This is a genomic window from Aquidulcibacter sp., assembly GCF_044346625.1.
Taxonomy (GTDB): domain Bacteria; phylum Pseudomonadota; class Alphaproteobacteria; order Caulobacterales; family Aquidulcibacteraceae; genus Aquidulcibacter.
In genome coordinates this window covers 15668-35633 of record NZ_JBIIYV010000034.1, presented here as the reverse complement: position 1 = coordinate 35633, position 19966 = coordinate 15668, and the positions used below count along the sequence as shown (strand labels likewise).

The 19966-nt window shown below is 56.5% G+C and carries 19 protein-coding genes; 9 read left to right on the top strand and 10 right to left on the bottom strand.

Going from position 1 to position 19966, the window contains the following annotated elements:
- Together ACIQ20_RS09950 and ACIQ20_RS09945 are read left to right on the top strand one after the other, a co-directional pair.
- On the top strand, positions 1–349 hold a 349-nt coding region (locus ACIQ20_RS09950; protein WP_395779867.1), incomplete at its 5' end, for a hypothetical protein.
- 9 nt (positions 350–358) lie between these two features.
- On the top strand, positions 359–1114 hold the full coding sequence (locus ACIQ20_RS09945; RefSeq protein ID WP_395779865.1) for an RluA family pseudouridine synthase: 756 nt from the start codon (positions 359–361) through the stop codon (positions 1112–1114).
- A 13-nt stretch (positions 1115–1127) separates the two neighbouring features.
- Here ACIQ20_RS09945 and ACIQ20_RS09940 read toward each other — a convergent pair whose 3' ends face one another.
- From ACIQ20_RS09940 to dapA, 5 genes are all read right to left on the bottom strand, one after another.
- Entirely contained in the window at positions 1128–2666 is a 1539-nt protein-coding gene (locus ACIQ20_RS09940; protein WP_395779863.1) for a 2-isopropylmalate synthase, read from the bottom strand.
- A gap of 99 nt (positions 2667–2765) precedes the next feature.
- Positions 2766–2957 (bottom strand): hypothetical protein, encoded by a 192-nt coding sequence (locus ACIQ20_RS09935; RefSeq protein ID WP_395779861.1) that lies wholly within the window; start codon positions 2955–2957, stop codon positions 2766–2768.
- A gap of 48 nt (positions 2958–3005) precedes the next feature.
- A complete protein-coding gene (locus ACIQ20_RS09930) occupies positions 3006–3731 on the bottom strand; it encodes a TVP38/TMEM64 family protein (RefSeq protein WP_395779859.1) in 726 nt (241 codons plus the stop codon).
- A 4-nt stretch (positions 3732–3735) separates the two neighbouring features.
- A complete protein-coding gene (gene smpB, locus ACIQ20_RS09925) occupies positions 3736–4188 on the bottom strand; it encodes an SsrA-binding protein SmpB (RefSeq protein ID WP_395779869.1) in 453 nt (150 codons plus the stop codon).
- 18 nt (positions 4189–4206) lie between these two features.
- Positions 4207–5094 carry a 4-hydroxy-tetrahydrodipicolinate synthase gene (gene dapA, locus ACIQ20_RS09920; RefSeq protein ID WP_395779857.1) on the bottom strand — a complete coding sequence of 296 codons (888 nt, stop codon included), beginning with the start codon at positions 5092–5094 and terminating at the stop codon, positions 4207–4209.
- Between the two features lie 282 nt (positions 5095–5376).
- On the opposite strand from dapA, the gene ACIQ20_RS09915 reads away from it, so the two are divergent.
- Positions 5377–7587, top strand: a complete 2211-nt coding sequence (locus ACIQ20_RS09915; protein ID WP_395779855.1) for a lytic transglycosylase domain-containing protein — start codon at positions 5377–5379, stop codon at positions 7585–7587.
- A 6-nt stretch (positions 7588–7593) separates the two neighbouring features.
- On the opposite strand, the gene ACIQ20_RS09910 is transcribed toward ACIQ20_RS09915, so the two are convergent.
- Positions 7594–8652, bottom strand: a complete 1059-nt coding sequence (locus tag ACIQ20_RS09910; RefSeq protein ID WP_395779853.1) for an MBL fold metallo-hydrolase — start codon at positions 8650–8652, stop codon at positions 7594–7596.
- A 222-nt stretch (positions 8653–8874) separates the two neighbouring features.
- Here ACIQ20_RS09910 and ACIQ20_RS09905 point away from each other — a divergent pair, with 222 nt between their 5' ends.
- The 3 genes from ACIQ20_RS09905 to ACIQ20_RS09895 are packed head-to-tail and all read left to right on the top strand — an operon-like array spanning position 8875 to position 11382.
- Positions 8875–9588 carry a metal ABC transporter ATP-binding protein gene (locus tag ACIQ20_RS09905; RefSeq protein WP_395779851.1) on the top strand — a complete coding sequence of 238 codons (714 nt, stop codon included), beginning with the start codon at positions 8875–8877 and terminating at the stop codon, positions 9586–9588.
- A gap of 20 nt (positions 9589–9608) precedes the next feature.
- Complete coding sequence (locus ACIQ20_RS09900; RefSeq protein WP_395779849.1) at positions 9609–10490, top strand: metal ABC transporter permease; 882 nt, start codon at positions 9609–9611, stop codon at positions 10488–10490.
- Positions 10471–11382: a metal ABC transporter solute-binding protein, Zn/Mn family gene (locus ACIQ20_RS09895; protein WP_395779847.1), complete on the top strand. Its 912-nt coding sequence runs from the start codon at positions 10471–10473 to the stop codon at positions 11380–11382. The genes ACIQ20_RS09900 and ACIQ20_RS09895 overlap by 20 nt, the downstream gene beginning before the upstream one ends.
- Positions 11383–11396: 14 nt before the next feature.
- On the opposite strand, the gene cysE is transcribed toward ACIQ20_RS09895, so the two are convergent.
- Positions 11397–12236: a serine O-acetyltransferase gene (gene cysE, locus ACIQ20_RS09890; RefSeq protein ID WP_395779845.1), complete on the bottom strand. Its 840-nt coding sequence runs from the start codon at positions 12234–12236 to the stop codon at positions 11397–11399.
- 2 nt (positions 12237–12238) lie between these two features.
- A complete protein-coding gene (locus tag ACIQ20_RS09885; RefSeq protein WP_395779843.1) occupies positions 12239–12838 on the bottom strand; it encodes an NUDIX domain-containing protein in 600 nt (199 codons plus the stop codon).
- 63 nt (positions 12839–12901) lie between these two features.
- On the opposite strand from ACIQ20_RS09885, the gene ACIQ20_RS09880 reads away from it, so the two are divergent.
- Positions 12902–13540: a nitroreductase gene (locus tag ACIQ20_RS09880; protein WP_395779841.1), complete on the top strand. Its 639-nt coding sequence runs from the start codon at positions 12902–12904 to the stop codon at positions 13538–13540.
- On the opposite strand, the gene ACIQ20_RS09875 is transcribed toward ACIQ20_RS09880, so the two are convergent.
- Positions 13537–17793, bottom strand: a complete 4257-nt coding sequence (locus ACIQ20_RS09875; protein WP_395779839.1) for a DUF3971 domain-containing protein — start codon at positions 17791–17793, stop codon at positions 13537–13539. The genes ACIQ20_RS09880 and ACIQ20_RS09875 overlap by 4 nt on opposite strands.
- Here ACIQ20_RS09875 and ACIQ20_RS09870 point away from each other — a divergent pair.
- Both ACIQ20_RS09870 and ACIQ20_RS09865 read left to right on the top strand, forming a co-directional pair.
- A complete protein-coding gene (locus ACIQ20_RS09870) occupies positions 17792–18262 on the top strand; it encodes a peroxiredoxin (protein ID WP_395779837.1) in 471 nt (156 codons plus the stop codon). The two genes, ACIQ20_RS09875 and ACIQ20_RS09870, sit on opposite strands and share 2 nt — an antisense overlap.
- A 99-nt stretch (positions 18263–18361) precedes the next feature.
- Entirely contained in the window at positions 18362–18985 is a 624-nt protein-coding gene (locus ACIQ20_RS09865) for a polymer-forming cytoskeletal protein (protein ID WP_395779835.1), read from the top strand.
- A 23-nt stretch (positions 18986–19008) separates the two neighbouring features.
- Here the strand turns inward: ACIQ20_RS09865 and ACIQ20_RS09860 are convergent, their stop codons facing one another.
- Positions 19009–19947, bottom strand: a complete 939-nt coding sequence (locus ACIQ20_RS09860) for a hypothetical protein (protein WP_395779833.1) — start codon at positions 19945–19947, stop codon at positions 19009–19011.
- Between the last annotated feature and the right edge of the window lie 19 nt (positions 19948–19966).

Sequence of the window (19966 nt, the reverse complement as noted above, 5' to 3'; positions counted from 1 at the left end):
TCAAGCTTTGGCCAAGGCCGAAACTGTCTCAGCGATGATGGAGGCCCTGTTAGACCATCATGTCTTGCACCGAGTGTTTCGTCGCTCCCTACGGCACCTGTCGGCAATCGATCCAGAGATCGCCGCTATTCGGGCGCAAACGCGGCAACACCAAATGGGGGCAATCATCGCGCGCTTCTCTCACCTGTCCACAACAGAAGCCCTCGCTCTGATCTTTACGCTCGAACGCCTGTGCGACGCTTGGGCAGAGGGGGAGTTTGAGGCTGGCGGCATATCGCGCGAGGCTGCTCGGGCTCACATGAACACTATCCTCGCCAACGCCTTGCGAGTACCGCCACAGATGGGCTAGTCAGCGGCGATGGCCCATCGTCCCATCCGTCGCTTTTCAACTCAAGGCCCTACCCCGCTCGGCCAAGAAGAGCAGGACTATATCCGCGACTTGGTTTTCTATGAGGATGATGCGCTAATCGCATTTAACAAGCCGTCGGGCCTACCCGTTCAAGGCGGATCAGGGATCACACGCGATGTCGACCGTCTATTGGCCGCTTTCACCACCCGCAAAGGCCGGAAGCCAAAGCTAGTCCACCGGCTCGATCGGGAAACATCGGGCCTGTTGATCGTTGCCAAAACCAGCCCCGCTGCCGCGCATTTATCCGCCCAGTTTGCCGAACGTCAGCTAGAGAAGCGCTATCTTGCGCTGGTTGGCGGCAAATTGACGGCGGAGGTAGGCCAAATTGACCTGCCTCTGGTCAAAATCAAGTCCGGTGGACTCGATCTGATGCGCGCGGCCAATATGGGCGACACAGACGCCCAAACCGCTCTGACAAGCTATCGCGTGCTGTCGTCTGGCCCTGCGGCGTCTTTGGTCGAAGTTGCCCCCCAAACCGGCCGCATGCACCAAATCCGGGTCCACTTTGCCGCAATCGGCCATGCGCTGGCAGGCGATACCAAATATGGCGGGCCACTCATGCTCGCGGGCAAAACCTGCCCGCGTCTAATGCTGCACGCAGCGACGCTGGACTTCACCCAGCCCACGACGGGTGAGCCCATGCGCCTTAACGTCCCCCCGCCCGACGATTTCTCGGCGTTTGTGGCGTTGGTGTTGCCCGCATAAAGGGCTGACAAGCTTACCCTGCTGCTTGTGCATCCTCGCCGCGTTCGCGCTTGGCCCGCAGGCGGGCCAAAGCGCTAGCATAGGCTTTTGCTGAAGCCACAAGCGTATCGGCATCGGCAGACCGAGCCGTCACGATCCGGCCATGCTCGCTCAACCGCACCGAGACTTCGGCTTGCGCGTCTGTGCCTTCAGTCACTGCATGGACCTGATAGAGGTCCAAGACCGCGCTGTGGGGCACTAGTGCAGAGATCGCGTTAAAGACCGCATCGACTGGGCCATTACCCCGCTGGGTCGTCCACGCCGGCTTTCCGTCAATTTCCAGATCGATTTCAGCGGTTTGTGGGCCATCGGTTCCCGCGACGACGCGCAATCGCATCACTTTAATCGCATCGTCATAATGAGCAGCGGCATCATCAACCAAGGCTATGATGTCATCGTCATATACATGCTTCTTGCGGTCTGCGAGCGCCTTGAAGCGTCCAAACGCGTCTTGGAACGCATTATCCGACAAGTCATAACCCATGTCGCGTAGCTTATCTTTAAAGGCATGGCGGCCCGAATGCTTGCCCATGACCAGATTGGTGGCCCCTTGGCCGACATCTTCGGGACGCATGATCTCATAGGTTTGGGCGTGCTTCAGCATGCCGTCCTGATGGATACCGCTTTCGTGCGCGAAGGCATTTTTACCCACAATCGCTTTATTGTATTGGACTGGGAAGCCCGTGATGCGGCTCACCATTTTCGAAGCCATCATCAAGCGCGTCGCATCCACCGCTGTCGAATAGGGCATACCATCGCCACGCACCCGCAAGGCCATGATGATTTCTTCCAGCGCGGCATTGCCAGCACGCTCCCCCAAGCCATTGATGGCGCATTCAATCTGGCGCGCGCCGCCTTGCAGGGCAGCCAAGGAATTGGCAACGGCAAGACCCAAATCATTATGGCAATGGGCCGAGAAAATCACGCCGTCCGCCCCTGGTACATTACCGATCACATCGGCAAACAAAGCCCCATATTCGCTGGGGAAGGAATAGCCGACTGTATCGGGCAGATTGATCGTGGTAGCCCCGGCGCGGATGGCGGTTTCCACTGCCCGCAACAAGAAATCACGCTCCGTCCGGGTGGCATCTTCGGCCGACCACTCGACATCATCGGTATAATTGCGGGCCAAAGAAACCGAGCCGTGGATCGCTTCGAGGACAGCCTCAGGCTCCATCTGCAGCTTGTGCTTCATATGGATAGGGGAAGTTGAAATGAAGGTATGGATCCGCTTCAATGGCGCGGGACGCACCGCCTCAGCGCAGCGCTCGATATCCTTGGCTCCTGCCCGCGACAAACCGCAGACGGTGCTGGTCTTGATGGTGCGCGCAATGGCTTGAACAGCATCAAAATCGCCTTGGCTGGCAATCGGGAAGCCAGCCTCAATGACATCGACGCGCATATCTTCGAGCAATTTAGCGAGCTCGATCTTTTCGTCATGCGTCATGGAAGCGCCAGGGGATTGCTCGCCGTCGCGCATGGTGGTGTCAAAAATACGGATAGATTGGGTCATGATGTTGTGTGGCCTAATTTGCTGAAAATTTGAAGTGAGAGCCTTTGGGCGGCCATTGGCGACGCCTTACCCCTGAGCGCCGTCACCTGACCACTTGGCCTAGCGACTCTTGCGCGCCCAAGGGCTGATAAGCAGCCCTGCCAGCTTTAGATTAAGTCGACCAGCATCCAACAGGAGGGATCCAGCCCGTTGGGCCAAATCATAATGCGCAGCCGCAATCTCCTGCCCAACCCGTAAGGTTGAAGCAAAGTCTTGCGTGCTAATCCCATTAAATGGAGAAATTTTGCGCATAGTTAGACTTTTAACCTCATTGGAAGCAAATTAATCTAAAACTTGGGCTTAATCAAGGCCCTCTTGTACTTGGCCCTTGCCCAGCATCGGGCGCACTACCAAGACAAGCACAAGATAAATGATTGCGGCGGCAACGAAAAACCAAATCGCGCCTTGGTTTTCACCTTTCAGGACCTCGCCGACACCATGTGCTCCAAAGGCAACGAGGCAGATTTTCGGTAATATGCCAAGGCCAGTGCCGCCAACAAAAGACGTCAGCCGTACCTTAGCCGCCCCCAAAGCCATATTGCAGACGATAAAGGGGCCTGAGGGGACAAAGCGGATGATGAGGCTCGCGAGAAAGCCATTCTTGCCAATGAAGCGCAGCGCGCGGCCGCCACGACCACCTAACAGCTTGGATAAGGCGGCCGCACCACCGAACCGACCCAGCATGAAACCGACATGCGCCGAGACCAGGGTTGCGATCCAGCTCAGCACAATCCCTTCAGATGGGCCAAAAACGGCAACCGTAGCTGCAATTAGCACGACTTGGGGTGCGCCAATGAAGGCCAAGGTTATAAAAGTGCCGGTGACCGCCGCCGGAGCCCACCACGAATTACGCAGGCCGCGCAAAAACTGTGCGATGCCGCCTTGGTCCAAATCGACGAACATCATGCCGGCAGTCAGGACAACGCCTGCGAAGGAGAACAAAATAAATGCGACCCAAACCGCGCGGGCGGCCGTGGAATCCATCTCCGTGAAGAAGCGATAAAAGCGGTCCAGCCAGCCCGACATGGCCTTAGCCCCGATCGCGCAGCAAGCGCCCCTGCTCGCGCTTCCACTCGCGCTCCTTGGTTGAATCGCGTTTGTCGTGATCCTTTTTGCCCTTGGCGAGCGCGAGCTCTAGTTTTACCATCCCGCGCTCATTGAAATAGAGCTTTAGAGGCACGACTGTGCGCCCTTCGCGGTCGACGGCGGCGAACAATTTATTGATCTCCCGCTCGCGCAACAGCAATTTGCGTTTGCGCCGAGGCTCATGGTTGAAGCGCGAGGCTGGACCATATTCAGGCACATAGGAATTGATCAGCCAAACCTCGCCATGCTCCGGGCTGGCATAGCTTTCGGCGATATTAGCGCGGCCAAGGCGCAGACTTTTGACTTCGGTGCCGGTTAGGACCAAGCCCGCTTCATAGGTATCTTCAATATAGTAATCGAAGCGGGCGCGCTTGTTTTCAGCGATCAGCTTGCGGATTTGTTCTGGGCGCATGGCCTAATTGCCTCGTAACGCCCCGGCTGCGATCATGGCCGTTTGTACTGCAACGCGGGTCGCAGGAATGGGGGGCACCAAAGGCAGCCTTAAATCTTCAGCGCAAAGGCCCAAAGTCGCCATGGCAAATTTTGCCGGGCCTGGGTTGGGCTCGAGGAATAAGGCCCGTTGCAGAGGATCCAGCCTCTGGTTTAGAGCACGCGCTTCTGCCAACTGGCCTGAAGCCAACAGGGCCTGTAAGTGCGCGCATTCCTTAGGCATGATGTTGGCCAAGACAGATACACACCCCACCGCCCCATAGGCAGCAAAGCCTAATGCCAGATTATCGTCACCCGCAAAGATCGAGAATGGCTTTGTGATGCGTGCCAAATGCAAGGCCGTGCGCGAAGGATCGCCCGCACTGTCTTTCAAAGCCACAACATTGGGATGCTTGGCGATTTCGGCCATCGTGTCGGGCAAAATGTCGACATTGGTGCGACCGGGGATATTATAGACCATGATTGGCATATCCACGGCATTTCCCAGCGCATTGAAGTGCGCAATCAGGCCCGCTTGGCTTGGCTTGTTGTAATAAGGCGCAACAATCAAAGCCCCGTCTGCACCAGCCTTTTTGGCCACCTGCATATGACGGATCGCCGCTTGGGTATCGTTAGAGCCACAGCCTGCCAACACGGGCACGCGTCGATTTGCTGCTTCAATCGCCAAGTCGAACAAATGCCAATGCTCAGCATCGTCCACCGTCGCGCTCTCCCCTGTCGTCCCGACAGGAATGATTCCGTGTACCCCGTTTTCAATTTGGCGCTCGATTAGGGCCTGAAAAGAAGCATCATCGACCTTGCCATCTTTGAAGGGCGTAATCAGAGCGGTATAAACGCCTTTAAAAACCGTCATGGGTCGAACTGGCCTAGCTGAAACGTGAGTGGATCGTGAATGCCCTTCTCGACCGCAATTCATATGGATGCAAGACCAAAGGGCAGGCCAAATGGCGTACATCGGGCTGTGCTTGCCCTGATTTTTTCACACATACGACTAGGTTCAGTGGGATTTGATCGCTAGACACGAAAGGTGATTCCAAAGATCAATCCTTTCTGTTCCCTCTAATCGGCCACCCGGTCGCAATGCGAAGACAGCCCTCCCCCAACCAGTGCTGAGCCTCGCCGGAGTATTTTTCAAATGTCCGTGTTTGACACGCGTAAAGCCGCTTTTGCCATTTTTGTGACCGGCCTTTTGACCTCGAGTCCGCTTTTCTCTGGCATGGCCTTGGCCCAAGAGGCCGCCTCGCCCTCACCAATACCAGTGCCAGTTCCTTCTTCGGTGCCGGTGGATTTCACTGCGGCACCGATGCCAACAACTCCGACTGAACTTTTGAGGACCGCCTTACGGGCAGCGGAGCGCGGTGATTGGAGTTACGTGCGAGCCACCTTGACCACCACCACTGACGCGCGGATTCGCAACCTGTTGTTATGGCGGCTAGCTACTGCCGATTCCAACCCAGCCAGCTTTGACGAATTGCGCCAAGCGCTCGACCAATTGCCCTTCTACCCAAGCCGTCAAAATATTCGCATACGCGCCGAACAACGCCTTGCATTGACGACGCTTACCCCCCAAGCCAAGCGTGCGTTTTTAGAGCGCAAGGAACAGGGCCTCGACCATGCTGGCCCGATCTCTGGCGAAGGAAAACTGGAACTCGCGTCTGTCTTATTTGCTTTGGGGGAGCGCGAAACGGCCAAGCGTTTCTTTGCGGATGGGTGGCGCAATCACCGCTTTGATAGTGCGAGCCAAGCGAATTTTCTTACCCGCTTTGGCAGCGAGTTGACCACCGAAGACCATGATGCCCGTGTGGACTTTCTATTGTGGACAGACCGGGTCACCCAGTCCAAGCCGCTTTGGCCGCTAATGAGCGAGACTGGCCGCTTGAACGCCCAACGCCGGGTTGGCATTCAAGCTGGCGACACGGTGACGCTAACTGGTGTCAGCCTCGACGACCGTGGCATCCAGTATCAACGGGTGCGCAATTTGCGTCAGGCCGGGCGCCGGGCTGAGGCCCTTTCCCTCCTCACCCAAATTGACTCGCGTGGTCTCCCCGAGCCCGGTCAGGATTTGATCTGGACAGAGCGACGCAATCTTTTGAACGAAGCCATTGTCACCCGCGATTGGCAGTCAGCTTATCGCATCGCCTCCACGCATGGCTATCAGCGTGGCGAGCGCTTTGCCGACGGCGAATTCATTTCAGGCTGGGTAGCCTTGCGGTTCTTGAACCAACCCACTGTCGCGCTGGAGCATTTCAAGCGCTTGGAAAGCGGGGTTCGCACACCCGTCTCACGCGCACGCGCTGCTTATTGGCTGGGCCGCACGGCAGACGTGCTGAACCAACCCGACATTGCCGAAAGCCATTATCGCGCGGCAGCAGCCTTCCCGACCGTCTATTACGGGCAATTGGCAGCGGTGAAACTCGCCGAAACGCTGGGCCAAGTTGCACAATTGACTTTGCCGCCTGAAAAGAAAGCGACGCAAGAAGATCGTGACCGGCTGAACGCTCGGTCAATGATGGCGATTATCAACCTCCTGTCTGATGCCGGCGAAAACCAATTCTTCCGCCAATTTGCCCTTGCCCTGGATGATGAGCTGGATACCGAAGGAGAGCACCAAGCGCTTTCTGAATATGCGCGAGCCAAGGATGAACCGGCGCTGGCAGTGCGGGTTGCCAAGGCAGGGCTCAATCGCGGCATTCTGGCCACCGAAGCTGCCTATCCGCTGATGCCAATTCCTCGCATCGTCGGGTATGGCCAGATCGAAGGTGCCTATACCTTGGCGATCACGCGGCAGGAGAGTGAGTTCAACACCCGCGCTGTTTCCTCTGCCAATGCCCGCGGGCTGATGCAATTCTTGCCCGCGACAGCCGCTAGCCAAGCCCGGCGGATGGGTCTTGAGCATGACACCAGTTGGTTGATCAGTCGGCCAACCCACAATGTGACCTTGGGCTCTGCCCACCTTTATGATCTGGTCAATAATTTCTACGGCTCATACGTCATGGCCGCTGCGGCCTATAACGCAGGCCCCGGCCGTCCCCGCCAATGGGTACAGACCTATGGCGAGTTTCGTGAAACCGATCTTGAGACGGCCATTGATTGGGTAGAGAAAATCCCTTTCTCTGAAACCCGCAATTATGTGCAGCGCGTTTTGGAGAATATCCAAGTCTATCGCGCGAGGCTGAATGGTGGCTCTGCCGCTATTGGCATTGCCGACGACCTAAGGCGCGGCAAACGGCCACCGCCGATCTTCAACGTGACCATTGCGGCGGGTGCCGATCAACCAGGTGGCCCGCCGCCGGAACCAACCCCGCCCGCGGACGTGCCCGCATCCGACCCCAAGCCAGCCCCCTAACGGCCTTTATCCCGCTTGGCGATAAAGTAGGGTGCCATCGGGCCCTTGCTCAACTTTGGCTTGCCCACGAGCAATCAGGCAATTGAGGTGAGCAATCGCCTCCCCCGTTGCCATGCCGAGGACCTCGCCACCAATGGGGCGCTTAAACAAAGGTGAGAAGCAATCGATCACTCGGCGCGGCGTTGCGAGCCAAGCTGCAAGTCGCGCCAAAGCCGTTTCATGATTGTCGATCAAATCATCCAAACGTTTATGCAGCCCAAAAAATGGCTCATTATGCGCTGGCAACACCAAGACATCATCTGCGATAACGCCTTTGAGTTTATGGCAGGAATTGATCCAGTCAGTCATCGGATCGCCATTGGGCTCTGTCGGGAAGACTGACACATTGGACGAAATGCGCGGCAGCACTTGGTCGCCAGAAATCAGCACTTTGAGGTCGGGTTGATAGAGGCACACATGCTCTGGCGAGTGACCGCAACCTGTAACCACGTGCCAAGCCCTGCCGCCAATCTCAATGCGGTCGCCGTCAGCCATGCGCTCAAAAGAATCTGGCAGACGCGATACGGCCTTACCGAAGCCACCAAAGCGGATGCGATAGGTATCAAGCGCATCCTCATCCCAGCCCGCCGCGCGATAGAAACGTACGCCGTCTTCGGGCGCTTCACGCCCTGTATCGGCAACCAAAGTGCGACAGGTCAAATATTCCAGCCGAGAAATCCACAAGGCAGCCCCGTATTTGCGCGTGATCCAGCCTGCGAGGCCAATATGATCGGGATGCATGTGCGTGATCATCACCCGCTTGACGGGAAGGCCGTCCAGCACAGAGTCGAAAATCGTGCGCCAATGCAAGCGGCTTTCTTCGGTCGCAACGCCAGTGTCCACAATCACCCATCCATCGCCATCACGCAGGAGCCAAAGGTTGATCCATTTGAGGGCAAACGGCAGTGGCATTCGGACCCAATAGACGCCATCAGCAACCTCTTTCACCGTCCCAACCTCGGGCGGTTCGCCACTTGGATAGGTCAGACCATTGGCTGACGTGAGTTCAAGACCATCCATCGACATGAAGTAAATTCCTTATCCGGGCACGTCGCGCGCCAGTCCAAACAGGCTAGCCGCATGCGGGCACTGGGTGCAAGACCGCCTCGCCACTCAGCACCTGCACTGTAATAACATAACATTCCCTCTTCGCTTTTTGCTCGATTGAGAGTATGCCGGACCCGTGTCCATCCCCTTCCCCCATTACCGCCCAATCTCACTTGAGACCGGCATGCAGGATCTAGCGATATGAGCTTGATTTTAAATGATCTTGCAATTGGCTATCCCAATCATTTGGTGATGGCAGGCATTGGTGGCACGATCAGCGCAGGCAGTGCGGTTGCTTTGATTGGTCAGAATGGCGCGGGCAAATCCACCCTGTTGCGGACGTTGGCTGGTGAGCAGAGCCCTGTCAGCGGCTCTTGTGTGTGGGATGCCCCTGTGAAGCGCCACCGCAGCATTGCTTGGCTTTCCCAAAGCCCTAGCCTTCGCCCCGATGCGCCTTTGGCGGTGCGGGATTTGGCAGCGATGGGTTTGTGGGCGCGGCTTGGATTGTTTGGTAAGCCATGTCGCCATGATCAAGACAGAATCGACCAAGCCCTTGACATGGTTGGTTTGAGCGACCTTGAAAACAAGCAAGTCAGCACTTTATCCGGTGGGCAGTTACAGCGCGCATTGTTTGCCAGATTGAGCGTTCAAGACTGTGGTCTGATTTTGCTGGACGAGCCGTTCTCGGCCGTCGATACGGCTTCGCAAACAAAGCTATTAGAAGTCATCCAACATTGGGTCGGCGAAGGCCGCACCGTTATTGCGGCCATCCATGACCTTGATTGTGCGCGCCAGTTTCCGCTGTGGTGGGAGCTGTCGAAATTTGGCGCCATCCTGCGGCGCAGCGACGACAAGCCCCTCAGCAGCATGAGCCAACCTTTACGCGCGGTGAGCGGCGTCGCTCAATCGACATAGGGTTTAGTGAGGGTTTGGGCGTGGTCGGAGTTTTTGCTCCCATTTTTGACTATGAGTTTATGACGCGTGCCGCCCTAGGCGGCGCAGCACTCGCCCTCGCAGGCGCGCCCTTGGGTGTCTTCCTTGTGATGCGGCGTATGAGCTTAGTTGGCGACGCTGTGGGCCACGCCGTTCTGCCAGGGGCTGCAGCGGCTGCTTTATTGAGTGGCGGGAGCACCTTATGGACGACACTGGGTGCCGCTTTGACGGGCACCATGGTCTTCATGACAGCGGGCCCTGCCAGTCGCGCGCTTCGCCTGCCAGAGGATGCAGGTTTTGCCGTCTTCTACCTCGCAGCCTTAGCCATTGGCGTCATGATCGCGAGCATGGGTGGCGGCGTGATCGATCTCGATAAGCTCCTTTTCGGGGCAGCCCTAGCCATCGACAACACCGCTTTAGCGTTAGCCTGTGTCGCAGCACTCGTAACCGCGATCGGCATGACCTTGGTCTATCGTCCGCTTCTCATCGATACGCTCGACCCACAATTCTTGCGCGCGTCGGGTGGTGCCAAATGGGCAGGCCCTGTCGCACAAGCCGTCTTCTTCGGACTATTGGCACTGACCACTGTGGCCTCTTTTCACGCCTTAGGGGCGTTGATGAGTATCGGCCTGACAATCCTACCCGCCATTGCTGCGCGTTTTTGGGCCAAGAGCGTACCGCTGATGATCGCAAGCGCGGCAGTTTTAGGCATGTTTGGGGTGCTGGCAGGCCTACTGGTTTCCTTTCACCTCGCTGCCCCTGTTGGTGCTGCCATTGTCTCTTGCTTGGTTGCCATGGTGCTTGCTTCAAGCCTTGTTGGGCCCAATCAATCCTTATTAACCCGCGCATTAGGTAGAGCCTCCCTTGCTAATCGCGCGTCGTAATGTCCTGACCCTTGCCGCCACGGGCTTGCTGGCTTGTGCCTGCAAACCTGCTGCGCCCACCCCGGTCGCAATGCGCGTACAAGCTAAGCCAAAGGTCTTAGCCACCATGTCGATCTTGGCCGATGTTGCTCGGCAGATCGGTGCCCCAGACCTTGAGATCAACTCCTTAATTGGACCCGAGCAATCAGCCCATCACCGAGACCCCACCCCCTCCGAGTTGACTGGCTTTGGTGATATCAGCCTCCTTCTCCATGTTGGCTTCAAGTTGGAAGGCTGGATCGACCGCTTACCGGAAAGCACTGGCTATCGCGGACCTATCATTCAAGCTTCAGAAGGCATTGCGCCTATTTTGATTGAGGGCCGCATCCCTGATTCTCACACCTGGCAGAGCTTTGACGGCTTGCGCAGCTATGCCCAAACCATTGACAAAGCCTATATTGGCCTCTGGCCAAATCTCGCGACCAATTTTGAAGCTCGACTGAAGACATATCTGGCTGAGCTTCAAACCGCGCAAGAAGAGGCAGTCGCTTTGCTTGCCCCACTGCGCCAAGGTCGTCGTCTGATCATCGTACCCCACAACTCATTCCGGTATCTAGGCCGGGAGTTAGGGCTGGAATTTCGTGGCATCTCATCCCTTTCCACGGGCGCGCAGCCCTCTGCCAAAGCGCTGGCAGACCTGCTCGACGAGGTAAAAAGCGCAGATGGTGCGGCCTGCTTCATTGAAACCGAAGCAGATCAACGCCTGATGGGCCAAATTGCTGCAGAGAGTGGTGCGAAGCTGGGTGGAAAACTCTACACAGACTCTCTCTCAGAGCCCGACGGCCCGGCTGGAACGAGCGTGCGTATGTTGGCCTATAATGTGGCGACTATCGCAAAGGCACTCACAGCCTAGTGCTTCAAACCCGCTCAAAGGCCGGGGTCAAAAGTCGCGATGTCAAAGACCTGATCCATGCTGTCGGCTGGGTTTTCACAACAAGGTCCACCCACGGGGCGAGCTGGGATGCCTGCCACGGTGCAGCCGGCGGCTACTTCGTGCAACACGACGGAGCCAGAGGCGATACGAGCGCCCTCACCGACTTTGATGTTGCCCAAAATCTTAGCCCCTGCCCCAATCAGCACGCCAGCGCCAATTTTGGGATGACGATCACCGCCTTCTTTGCCGGTGCCGCCTAAGGTGACGTTATGGAGCATGGAGACATTGTCGCCAACTACAGCGGTTTCCCCGATCACAATGCCGGTTGCATGGTCCATAAAAATGCCTTCGCCTAAGCGTGCAGCGGGATGAATATCGACTTGGAACAATTCAGCCACCCGACTTTGTAGGTGAAATGCCATCATCTCCCGACCCGTTGTCCATAAGTGATGCGCGACTCGGTGTGCCTGCAGGGAAGCAAAGCCTTTGTAATAGAGGAATGGCTGCAGATAGGTGCGGCAGGCAGGGTCACGCGCTTTGATCACCCGCACATCGGCTTGGGCGCTGCGCACAATGGCCGGATCTTCCTTGAAAGCCTGCATGCAGACTTCGCGCATCTGCAAAGCATTCATATCCGCCCCACCCAATTTCTGGGCCAAGAGATAGGCAAGCGCATCATCAAAATTGGTATGGTTGAGGATGGTCGCGTTCAATAGGCTGGCCAACAAGGGTTCTTCTGCAGCAGCTGTGGCGGCTTCAATGCGCAAATGGGTCCAGACGTTGGTTAAGCCAATCGCCATGCCGCCAACAAGTTCTAAGCTTGCACCTGCCATATTCACTCTCCGTCTGGGTGGGCCAACATCATCTTGGTCAGCGCAGCTGGCAATTGGTTCGTCTGTGCTAAATGGTACGTCCGATAGACGGTTGCAACCGTCAGCGCATCACGAATTTTTCCAGCTTCGACCTCAGCCAACAATTGGGTGAAATGAAGCTGCTTAATAGTCAAGACTTCCGTTCCTTCCGGGGCCAAATTCCCGCGCGATAAACCATACGCCACAAAGCAAATGGCGGTTTCATCACTTACCGAGTTCGACAAATCCATGTCGAGGACCTTGATCAAGGTTTCAGCCTTAATACCAACCTCTTCTTCAAGCTCACGCAGGGCACCGGCTTCAAGATCTTCCTCATAGGGCACACCCCCTTCAGGCATCTCCCAGGACCAAGCTTCTACTGGCCTGCGATATTGTCCGACCATCCAGACGTGACCTGTCTCGTCAATCGGCAGGACGCCAACCGCTCGATTGGCAAAGCGAACGATGCCATAAATACCAGGCTTTCCGTCGGGGCGCAGCACGTCTTGATGTTCCACTGTGATCCATGGGTTCTGGTAAGCAATGCGGGACGCAAGGGTCTGGAAGGGATCGTTTTCAGACATGGAGAAGAAAAACTCTCAAAAGGGCGATGCAAAGGCGCTCACGATGCCTTATGTCTGAAAACAATGACAATTGCACCCTCAACCCTCCCGCCTCCGCCGGTCGAAAACGACGCTCTACCCCAACAAGGCCCCGACGCAGCCTTTCTCGCGCGTTTGGCGCTGCGCCGATCTACAAAGGTCGCGCATCTCGCCTCGCCTGGCCCAGAAGGTGAGACGCTGGATGCAATCCTACGCCTTGGGGCCCGCGTGCCCGATCATGGCAAGCTGGGACCCTGGCGCTTCATCATTCTGTCTGGCGACAACCGGCAAGCCTATGGCAAGAAGATCGCGGCGCTTTTGTCGGACCGCGGTCACGTAAAGGACGCAGAGCGCCTAGCCCAAGAAGAAGGCCGTTTCCTGCGCGCGCCCTTGGTCGTGGCAGTCGTGTTTTCGCCCGTTGAAAGCCCAAAGGTTCCAGAGTGGGAGCAAATGCTCTCTGCCGGAGCGGTGTGTTACAATTTGCTGCTGGCAGCGAACGGGTTTGGCTATGGTGGCTGCTGGCTGAGCGAATGGGTCGCCTATGACCGGGACGCTTTAGCCCTCTTAGGGCTCTCCGCGCAGGAGAAGCTTGCAGGCCTTGTTTATATGGGTACACCTACAGAGGCACCGATTGAGAGACCACGCCCCATCGCCGCCTCCCGTGTTACGCACTGGGAACCTTAATATTGCGGCGTCTCAAAGGCTACGGCCTCGCTTAGGGGCTCTGATGGCGCTGGCACGCTTGGTATGGGAGGAGACTTGAGGCGCGGTGGCGGTTCCAGAGGCGCTTGGCTTTCAAACAATTTTCGCAGGAAGCCCGGGGCCAGAGCTGAAATCGGATTGGTTCGCAGCTTTGGATTGGCCAGACTGCCTTGAGCCGTAAACGTCAAGCCGACGAGACCTTCGTCCTGCCCACCGCCTAACAAGCTGCCAAACAAGGGCATTTCACCCAAGGCGCGGTTTAGACCACCGGGGGTCGCAACGCCACGTATATCCAGCTTTCCGTCTTCAAGATCAACATAGCCAGAGGCCTTAACCGTATAGGCAGCGCCATCAGCTTTCCCGTCGCGCAGCGCGATGATGCCGCCATTCACCGTCATGGGCAGGCGCACCAAGTCAAACAAGATCGGGTTTTGTTTTGACGGGGCATAGGAGACCCCTTTGACCTCAAGCGTCAACGTGCCAGCACTGTCAGTACCAACGACGGGCAACTCCCCTTCGATCGTGCCAGTGCCGCCTGTTAGTGGTGCGCCGGGGTAAATTAGTCCAGCAAAAAAGCCTGCATCCGATAATGTGCCGACAATATTGCGGCGACCATCTTGTTGCTGGCTCATCACGACTTGGGTTTGCCCGGTCGGTGAATTACCCGTCATGGTGAGCGACCGCCAACCGTCCTGATCGCGCAAAATGCTAGCCTCAACATTATCCAGAGCAGCCGATTGCCCCGTCGCAAGCCGCTTGATGGACGCGGACAAATTGAGAGGGCGATCTAACAGATCAACCGTTCGCTCTGAAACGTCGCGTTTGATCAAAAACGGACTTAGATCAAGATAATCGCCCTTTGCGTTGACATTCAATCCATTGGCATCTTCTGAAATCTGTAAAGCCATGTCCGCTGCACGCGCGATGGCAATGCGGGAAAAATCAGCGGCGACCAAATCCAGCTTTTCAGAGAAAGCCAAATCACCGCGAACATCGGCTCCTTTTGCATCAAAGGCTAACTGATTGACGGCCCAACCACCAGTATCTTGGGTCGTAATGCGTGCGGTGGCATGCCCGGCATCACCCTCAGGCTTGGTCCAGAGTGAGCCGGGCAGCACGATGGTCGTGGTCTTGAAGTCCGCGTCTAAATCCGCGCCAATCATCTTTGTACCGCGCGATTGCGCATCGAGCTTTAGGCGAACAGGGCCTGTAGCATAAGCGGTCACATCGACCCCGAGCTGGATCAGACTTGCCAAATCTACCATCCCGTCAGCCATCAAGCGCGTGCCGGGCTTTAGGGCTGTTTCAGGCTCAGAGACCCACGTAAAGTCAAACGGGTTACCCGCAATCCAAGCTTGTCCGTTCACATCCACGCGGCCATTATCAATTGCCAGTGAAACCGTGCCATCATTGGCCTCCAGCCCGGCAAAAGCATTCTGCAAGCTCGCTTGTTCAAACTGTCCGCGCGCACGGACCTTAATGGCATCGGGCTGTAGACGGTTAGATAACGGCAGGCTTAAGTCTAGCTCCAGACTACCTTCCCCGTCCAATCTCGCCGGGTCGAATTGAGCTTTAGATAGTAAGCGGAGGGGTTCGCGGTCAGCTTCTTGCGCCATCAAAGCGACAGAGCCCGCCACTTTCGCATGCACAACGCCTTCAGAGTCTTTAGGCTGAAATTTCGGGATGGCAAAGGAAGATTCTGACAGGGTGAGGTCGCCTAACTTGCCCGTGTCGATGTCCACATGGAAGCTATCGCCGGTTAGACGGGCGCGGCCGGAAACCTCGGTTAAAGCGGTCATTTGCGGAAGATAAAGCACAGTCGCGTCTCGGATATCAAAATCCAACGCGATGGCATCCCGCCCGCCGGGGTCCCCCTTCAGTAGCCCCGCAGGTATGCGCAGCACCAAGTGATCGGTTTCACCAACTCCTTCTTTGACCACATTGGCGATGGCGTTGCGCGTCTCCGGCAAGAAGCCTCTGGGCCATGCTGCCATCAAGGTTTCGACGTCAATTTCGCCATCAATATCGGCATCTAAATTGACCATGGCAGAGCCCCGCCGCGCCAAAGCAACCTCAACGTCCCCTTCGGCCGTAACACCGCGATGACTCAGACGGACGGCAGGTAACCGGACCCCGCGCGGCAACACATCACCCGCCAGATCAACGTCACTCGCCACAAAAGGACGAGACAATTGTTTGGGGCTCGTTAGGGTCAAACTTGGCGTTTTCAGCCACGCGTCTTTTAAGCCATCTGAACTAACTTTGCCGGCGAGCGCTACCGATCCCGTGGCGATTGAAACAATTGGATTATTGAAGGCAAAACTGTCCGCCTGGAAGCTTGTTAGGTCAAATGTTCCATCGCCGGTTCGTGTGGCCTCAACAGCAAGATTAGCACCCGCAAGCCCCAGCCCTCTCGCACCAGACTGGTTTGTGGTCATGGCGTCAACGCGCGCCACCAGTCGGCCCAAACTGGCTGAACCCGTGCCGCTCCACTCCAGTGCCAAGCCGCGCGCATTGGTTTGCGGTACGGCAAGACCCCGACCGGCCAATGTCAAACTGGCAAGGCTGGCCTGCGCGTTCCAAGGGCTGCTGGCCGATGCGCGATCCAGCGTTATATCCACCCCAGCGCCGCCGCCAAATGTGCCTTGCCGATCACCCAAAGACAGACGCGCCGACTTGGCTTTTACGCTGACTTTGCCACCCGCGAAGACATTCTGCGGACTGCCTTTGGCTTGCGCGCCTCTTGGTCCGCTTGAAAGAATTTTTACCTCTGCTTCTAGCAGCTTCCCACTCGTAGAGTTTGGATGCGACAGGCCAAATCCTTGAGCAATCAGATCTGCCGAAATCAAATGAATATCTTCGGTAAGCAGGACTTTCCCACTTGCCCCTTCCCCAACAACACCGCCAGCATTCGGAGCAGCCAAGGAAAAGGATTTCGCGGCAAATTCCAAGCGGCGCTGTCCCGCGCTAGCGGGGTATAATTGGCCACTGACGCCAGTTGCCTGTATAAGGTCGCTTACAATATCGGCCCTTTCTAATCGGATGATGCCGCTGCTTTGTGTCCACGCGCCGGTGCCTTCCGCTCGTTCAACTCCCACGCCGCCCGCGCGACCGCGCCCGAGCTGCAAGGTGCCCTGAACCGATATTGGACTGCCCTCTGGCGTCAGATACACCAAGGCGCGACCACTTAACGGACTGGTCCAACTGGCCAGTTGCTGCAAGCGCTCGCCACGCAGACTAAGCGGTAGTTGGACGAAGCGCATATTCTGTAATTGTGCCACCAGTGCCAGCGCGCCATCCTCCGCTGGCGGGGCCGCAATTGCCACATTCATACTGCTGGTTGATTTCTCAACTTTGCCGGAGGCTTGCAACGTCATGATGCCAGCCTCATTGCGAAACAGTCCAGCGCGGGCCTGCTCTAGGACGAGGCGTTGGCCGCTGTCTGGATCAATCAATTGCAGGCGGGCATTTGTCAGCACGACTTGGGCAACCCGGCCCGCCTGGCCCTTCGGATCCAACGCCTTTCGGGTTGCCTTCAGGATACGCGCGAGGCCGCCGTCTTCACCCTTGATGCGCGGCAGTGCCAAAACCTCTTCTGCCGAGCCAAACCCGAAGGCGGTGCGGCCTTGCCGGTCAACAACCAAAACTGCTTCCATGCCAGACAGGCGGGCTTGTTTCACTACGGCTCGACCAATGAGGAGCGATGGCGCGTCGAGTGTGAGATCCACTTCACCAAGACGTAGAGGCGACGTTCGCTGATCCGTCCTGGCTGTAACTTGGCCCGCTAGGACCACAAAATCACGCGCCTTTTGGTCCCATCCCAAGCGCAATGAGCCAATGTTGGTTTGCCCGCCAACAAGGCGACTAAGGGAGTCTTCGACGAAAGGCGTCGTCGCCGAGATCGAGACTGTGCCAATTGAAAGTCGCCAAGCCAAATAGCCAGCAAACATCCCTGAGAGCGCCAAAGCCACCGTAGCGCTTTCCATCCAAAACCTTGAATGTCGGGTTTGGCTTAGTGGCTTCTTCGTACGCTTGGCAACGACAGTCCCGCTCGGGGTTTCCTCAAACTCTGGAACGAGCTGGTTTGCGCGTTTCTTGTCACGTGATTGCCGCACTTTTGTGGAAGAAGCCTCTTGCCCGCGAGGTGGCGCATCCGCAGCTTGCAAGCCTGCGGCCTCAGGCTTATCTGCCTGAACACGGCGCTTTCGGCGCGAACGGATCGGATTTAGCACCATGAGTGAAATTGCAATTGGCCAATTGGCCCCTGACTTTGAGATGCCAATAGATGGCGGCGCAACCGTGGCCTTGTCTGGTTTGAAAGGAAAGAGTGTTGTCCTGTATTTTTATCCAAAAGACGACACCTCGGGCTGCACAAGCCAAGCAATCGCCTTCACCGAGAACATTGACAAGTTTCGTGCCCTTTCATGCGAGGTCATTGGCGTCTCCAAGGATAAAGTCGCTAGCCACGACAAGTTTAAAGCAAAGTATGACCTAGGTGTGACCTTGGCATCAGATTTTGGCACAGAGATTTGCGAAGCCTATGGCGTCTGGGTTGAAAAGAGCATGTATGGGCGGAAATATTTCGGCATAGAACGCACGACCTTTCTGATCGATAAAAATGGAACGATCATAAACATCTGGCGGAAAGTAAAAGTTCCCGGTCATGATGAAGCCGTTCTTAAGGCAGTGCAAGAATTGGTGTAATTCCCAAAGGAATACACACCAAACAGGATTTCCGGTGTTGCGTGCCACTCCTGCATGCGTAACAAGGGCGCGTAATCGCCAATCTAAGGGAACAAGACCATGGCCTTTTGGAATTCCAAATCCAAAGAAACCTATGTTGAAACCGAAACCGTTGTTGCACCTACGCCACGTAACGACCCCCCGGCGATTGCCGTTGTGGCGCCAAGCCCAAAGCCGGCCGCCACTGTGGTGGCTACTGGCGCTGTCGTAAGCGGTTCGCTTTCTTCCCCCGGCGACGTGCATATCGAAGGCATTGTGATTGGTGACGTGCGTTGCGACACCTTGGTGGTCGGCAAAAATGGCGAAGTCAAAGGCAATGTGATCAGCGAAATCGCGACCATCCGCGGTAGGGTTTCCGGTGACGTCCGGGCTCGTATGATCCAACTGGCGACATCGGGTTCGATTGACGGCGATTTGACCCATGCAATTTTGATCATCGAAGAAGGTGGCCAGTTTGAAGGTCGCTCGAAGCGGTCTGCCGATCCACTGGCGGGTCCCTCGATTGAAACAACCCATATCGAGGGAAAAGCCGATGGCGAGCGTCCAGCCAAAAAAGCCAAGGCCCCGGCGGTAAAGACGCAAACACCAGCGGCAACAGAGGTTAAGGCTCAAGCGGTGAACGAAGAAGAACCTCGTTCCAGCCTAGCTGATGCGTTGGGCGATGCCTTTGCTGAGAATGCTTAAAGCTTATCGCTGAACAGAAAAGTCTAAGCCGGCGCAGAAACAACAATATAGCGCGCGCTGAGTTGTCCAGCGCGGACGGCGGCGGCGCGTGCTTTCCATGTGACAATCGAATGCAGCGCTAGACTTGCCGCCTCTTGCCCGCCGGCCTTGATGAGGCCCGCTTGGCGCTTCTTGAAGTCTTTGCCGATCAAGGACCAGCATGAGCTGATGGCAGCCAAGAAATTCAAATTGCACTCAGCTTCTGAGACTATTGTGAGGCCAGCGGCTTGGGCTGCTTCCTTGAACACCTCTACGGGCGTAAACGAACGATTTTCGATACCCTTTGCAAGGCTTAGAGAGGCCTCACCTTCGGTGGAAAACAGATCACACCAAATAGCCTGCCCGCCCGGCTTTAAAAGGCGTAAGATAGAGAACGCCCCATGCTCCGCCCGGTCTGCGGCACCGCCTTGGAACAACAACATTGCAAGCTCTGCTTGCCGCTCGGAAAGGCCTGACAACTGGCCATTATAGGGTTTAGCGGTGTAATTTTTGCGCGCTTTGCTTTTTTTGACTGCTTTTTCAGCCAAGGTACGAATGGTGGGATCGGATTCGTAAGCCGTTAGTTTGACGCCAAATTGTTCCAACAGTGTCCGGCTGATCAGGCCACTACCCGCACCGATACAAGCCAAGGTCGCATCTTTTTTGGCGCCAACAGCGGTCGCTAATTGCGCGGTCAAATCCAGAGATGTCGGGAAATTCCTGTCTGGCCCCCACATGATGTGACTGGCTGTAACATAGAGCTTTTTATGTTTAGCGCTGAGCTTGCCCGGGCCATCTTGCGCCTCTATTTCGGCCTTAATCGCCTCTAAATCAGGCGGATCACCTCCGTCCCACCACGCCACCAATCGGGCACGAGTTTGGGCCAAAGTTACGGGGTCGAACTTCGGCAAGGCGGGTATTGGCAGAGCGATCTTCAAAGCCATAGCGAAATAACTAGCAAAA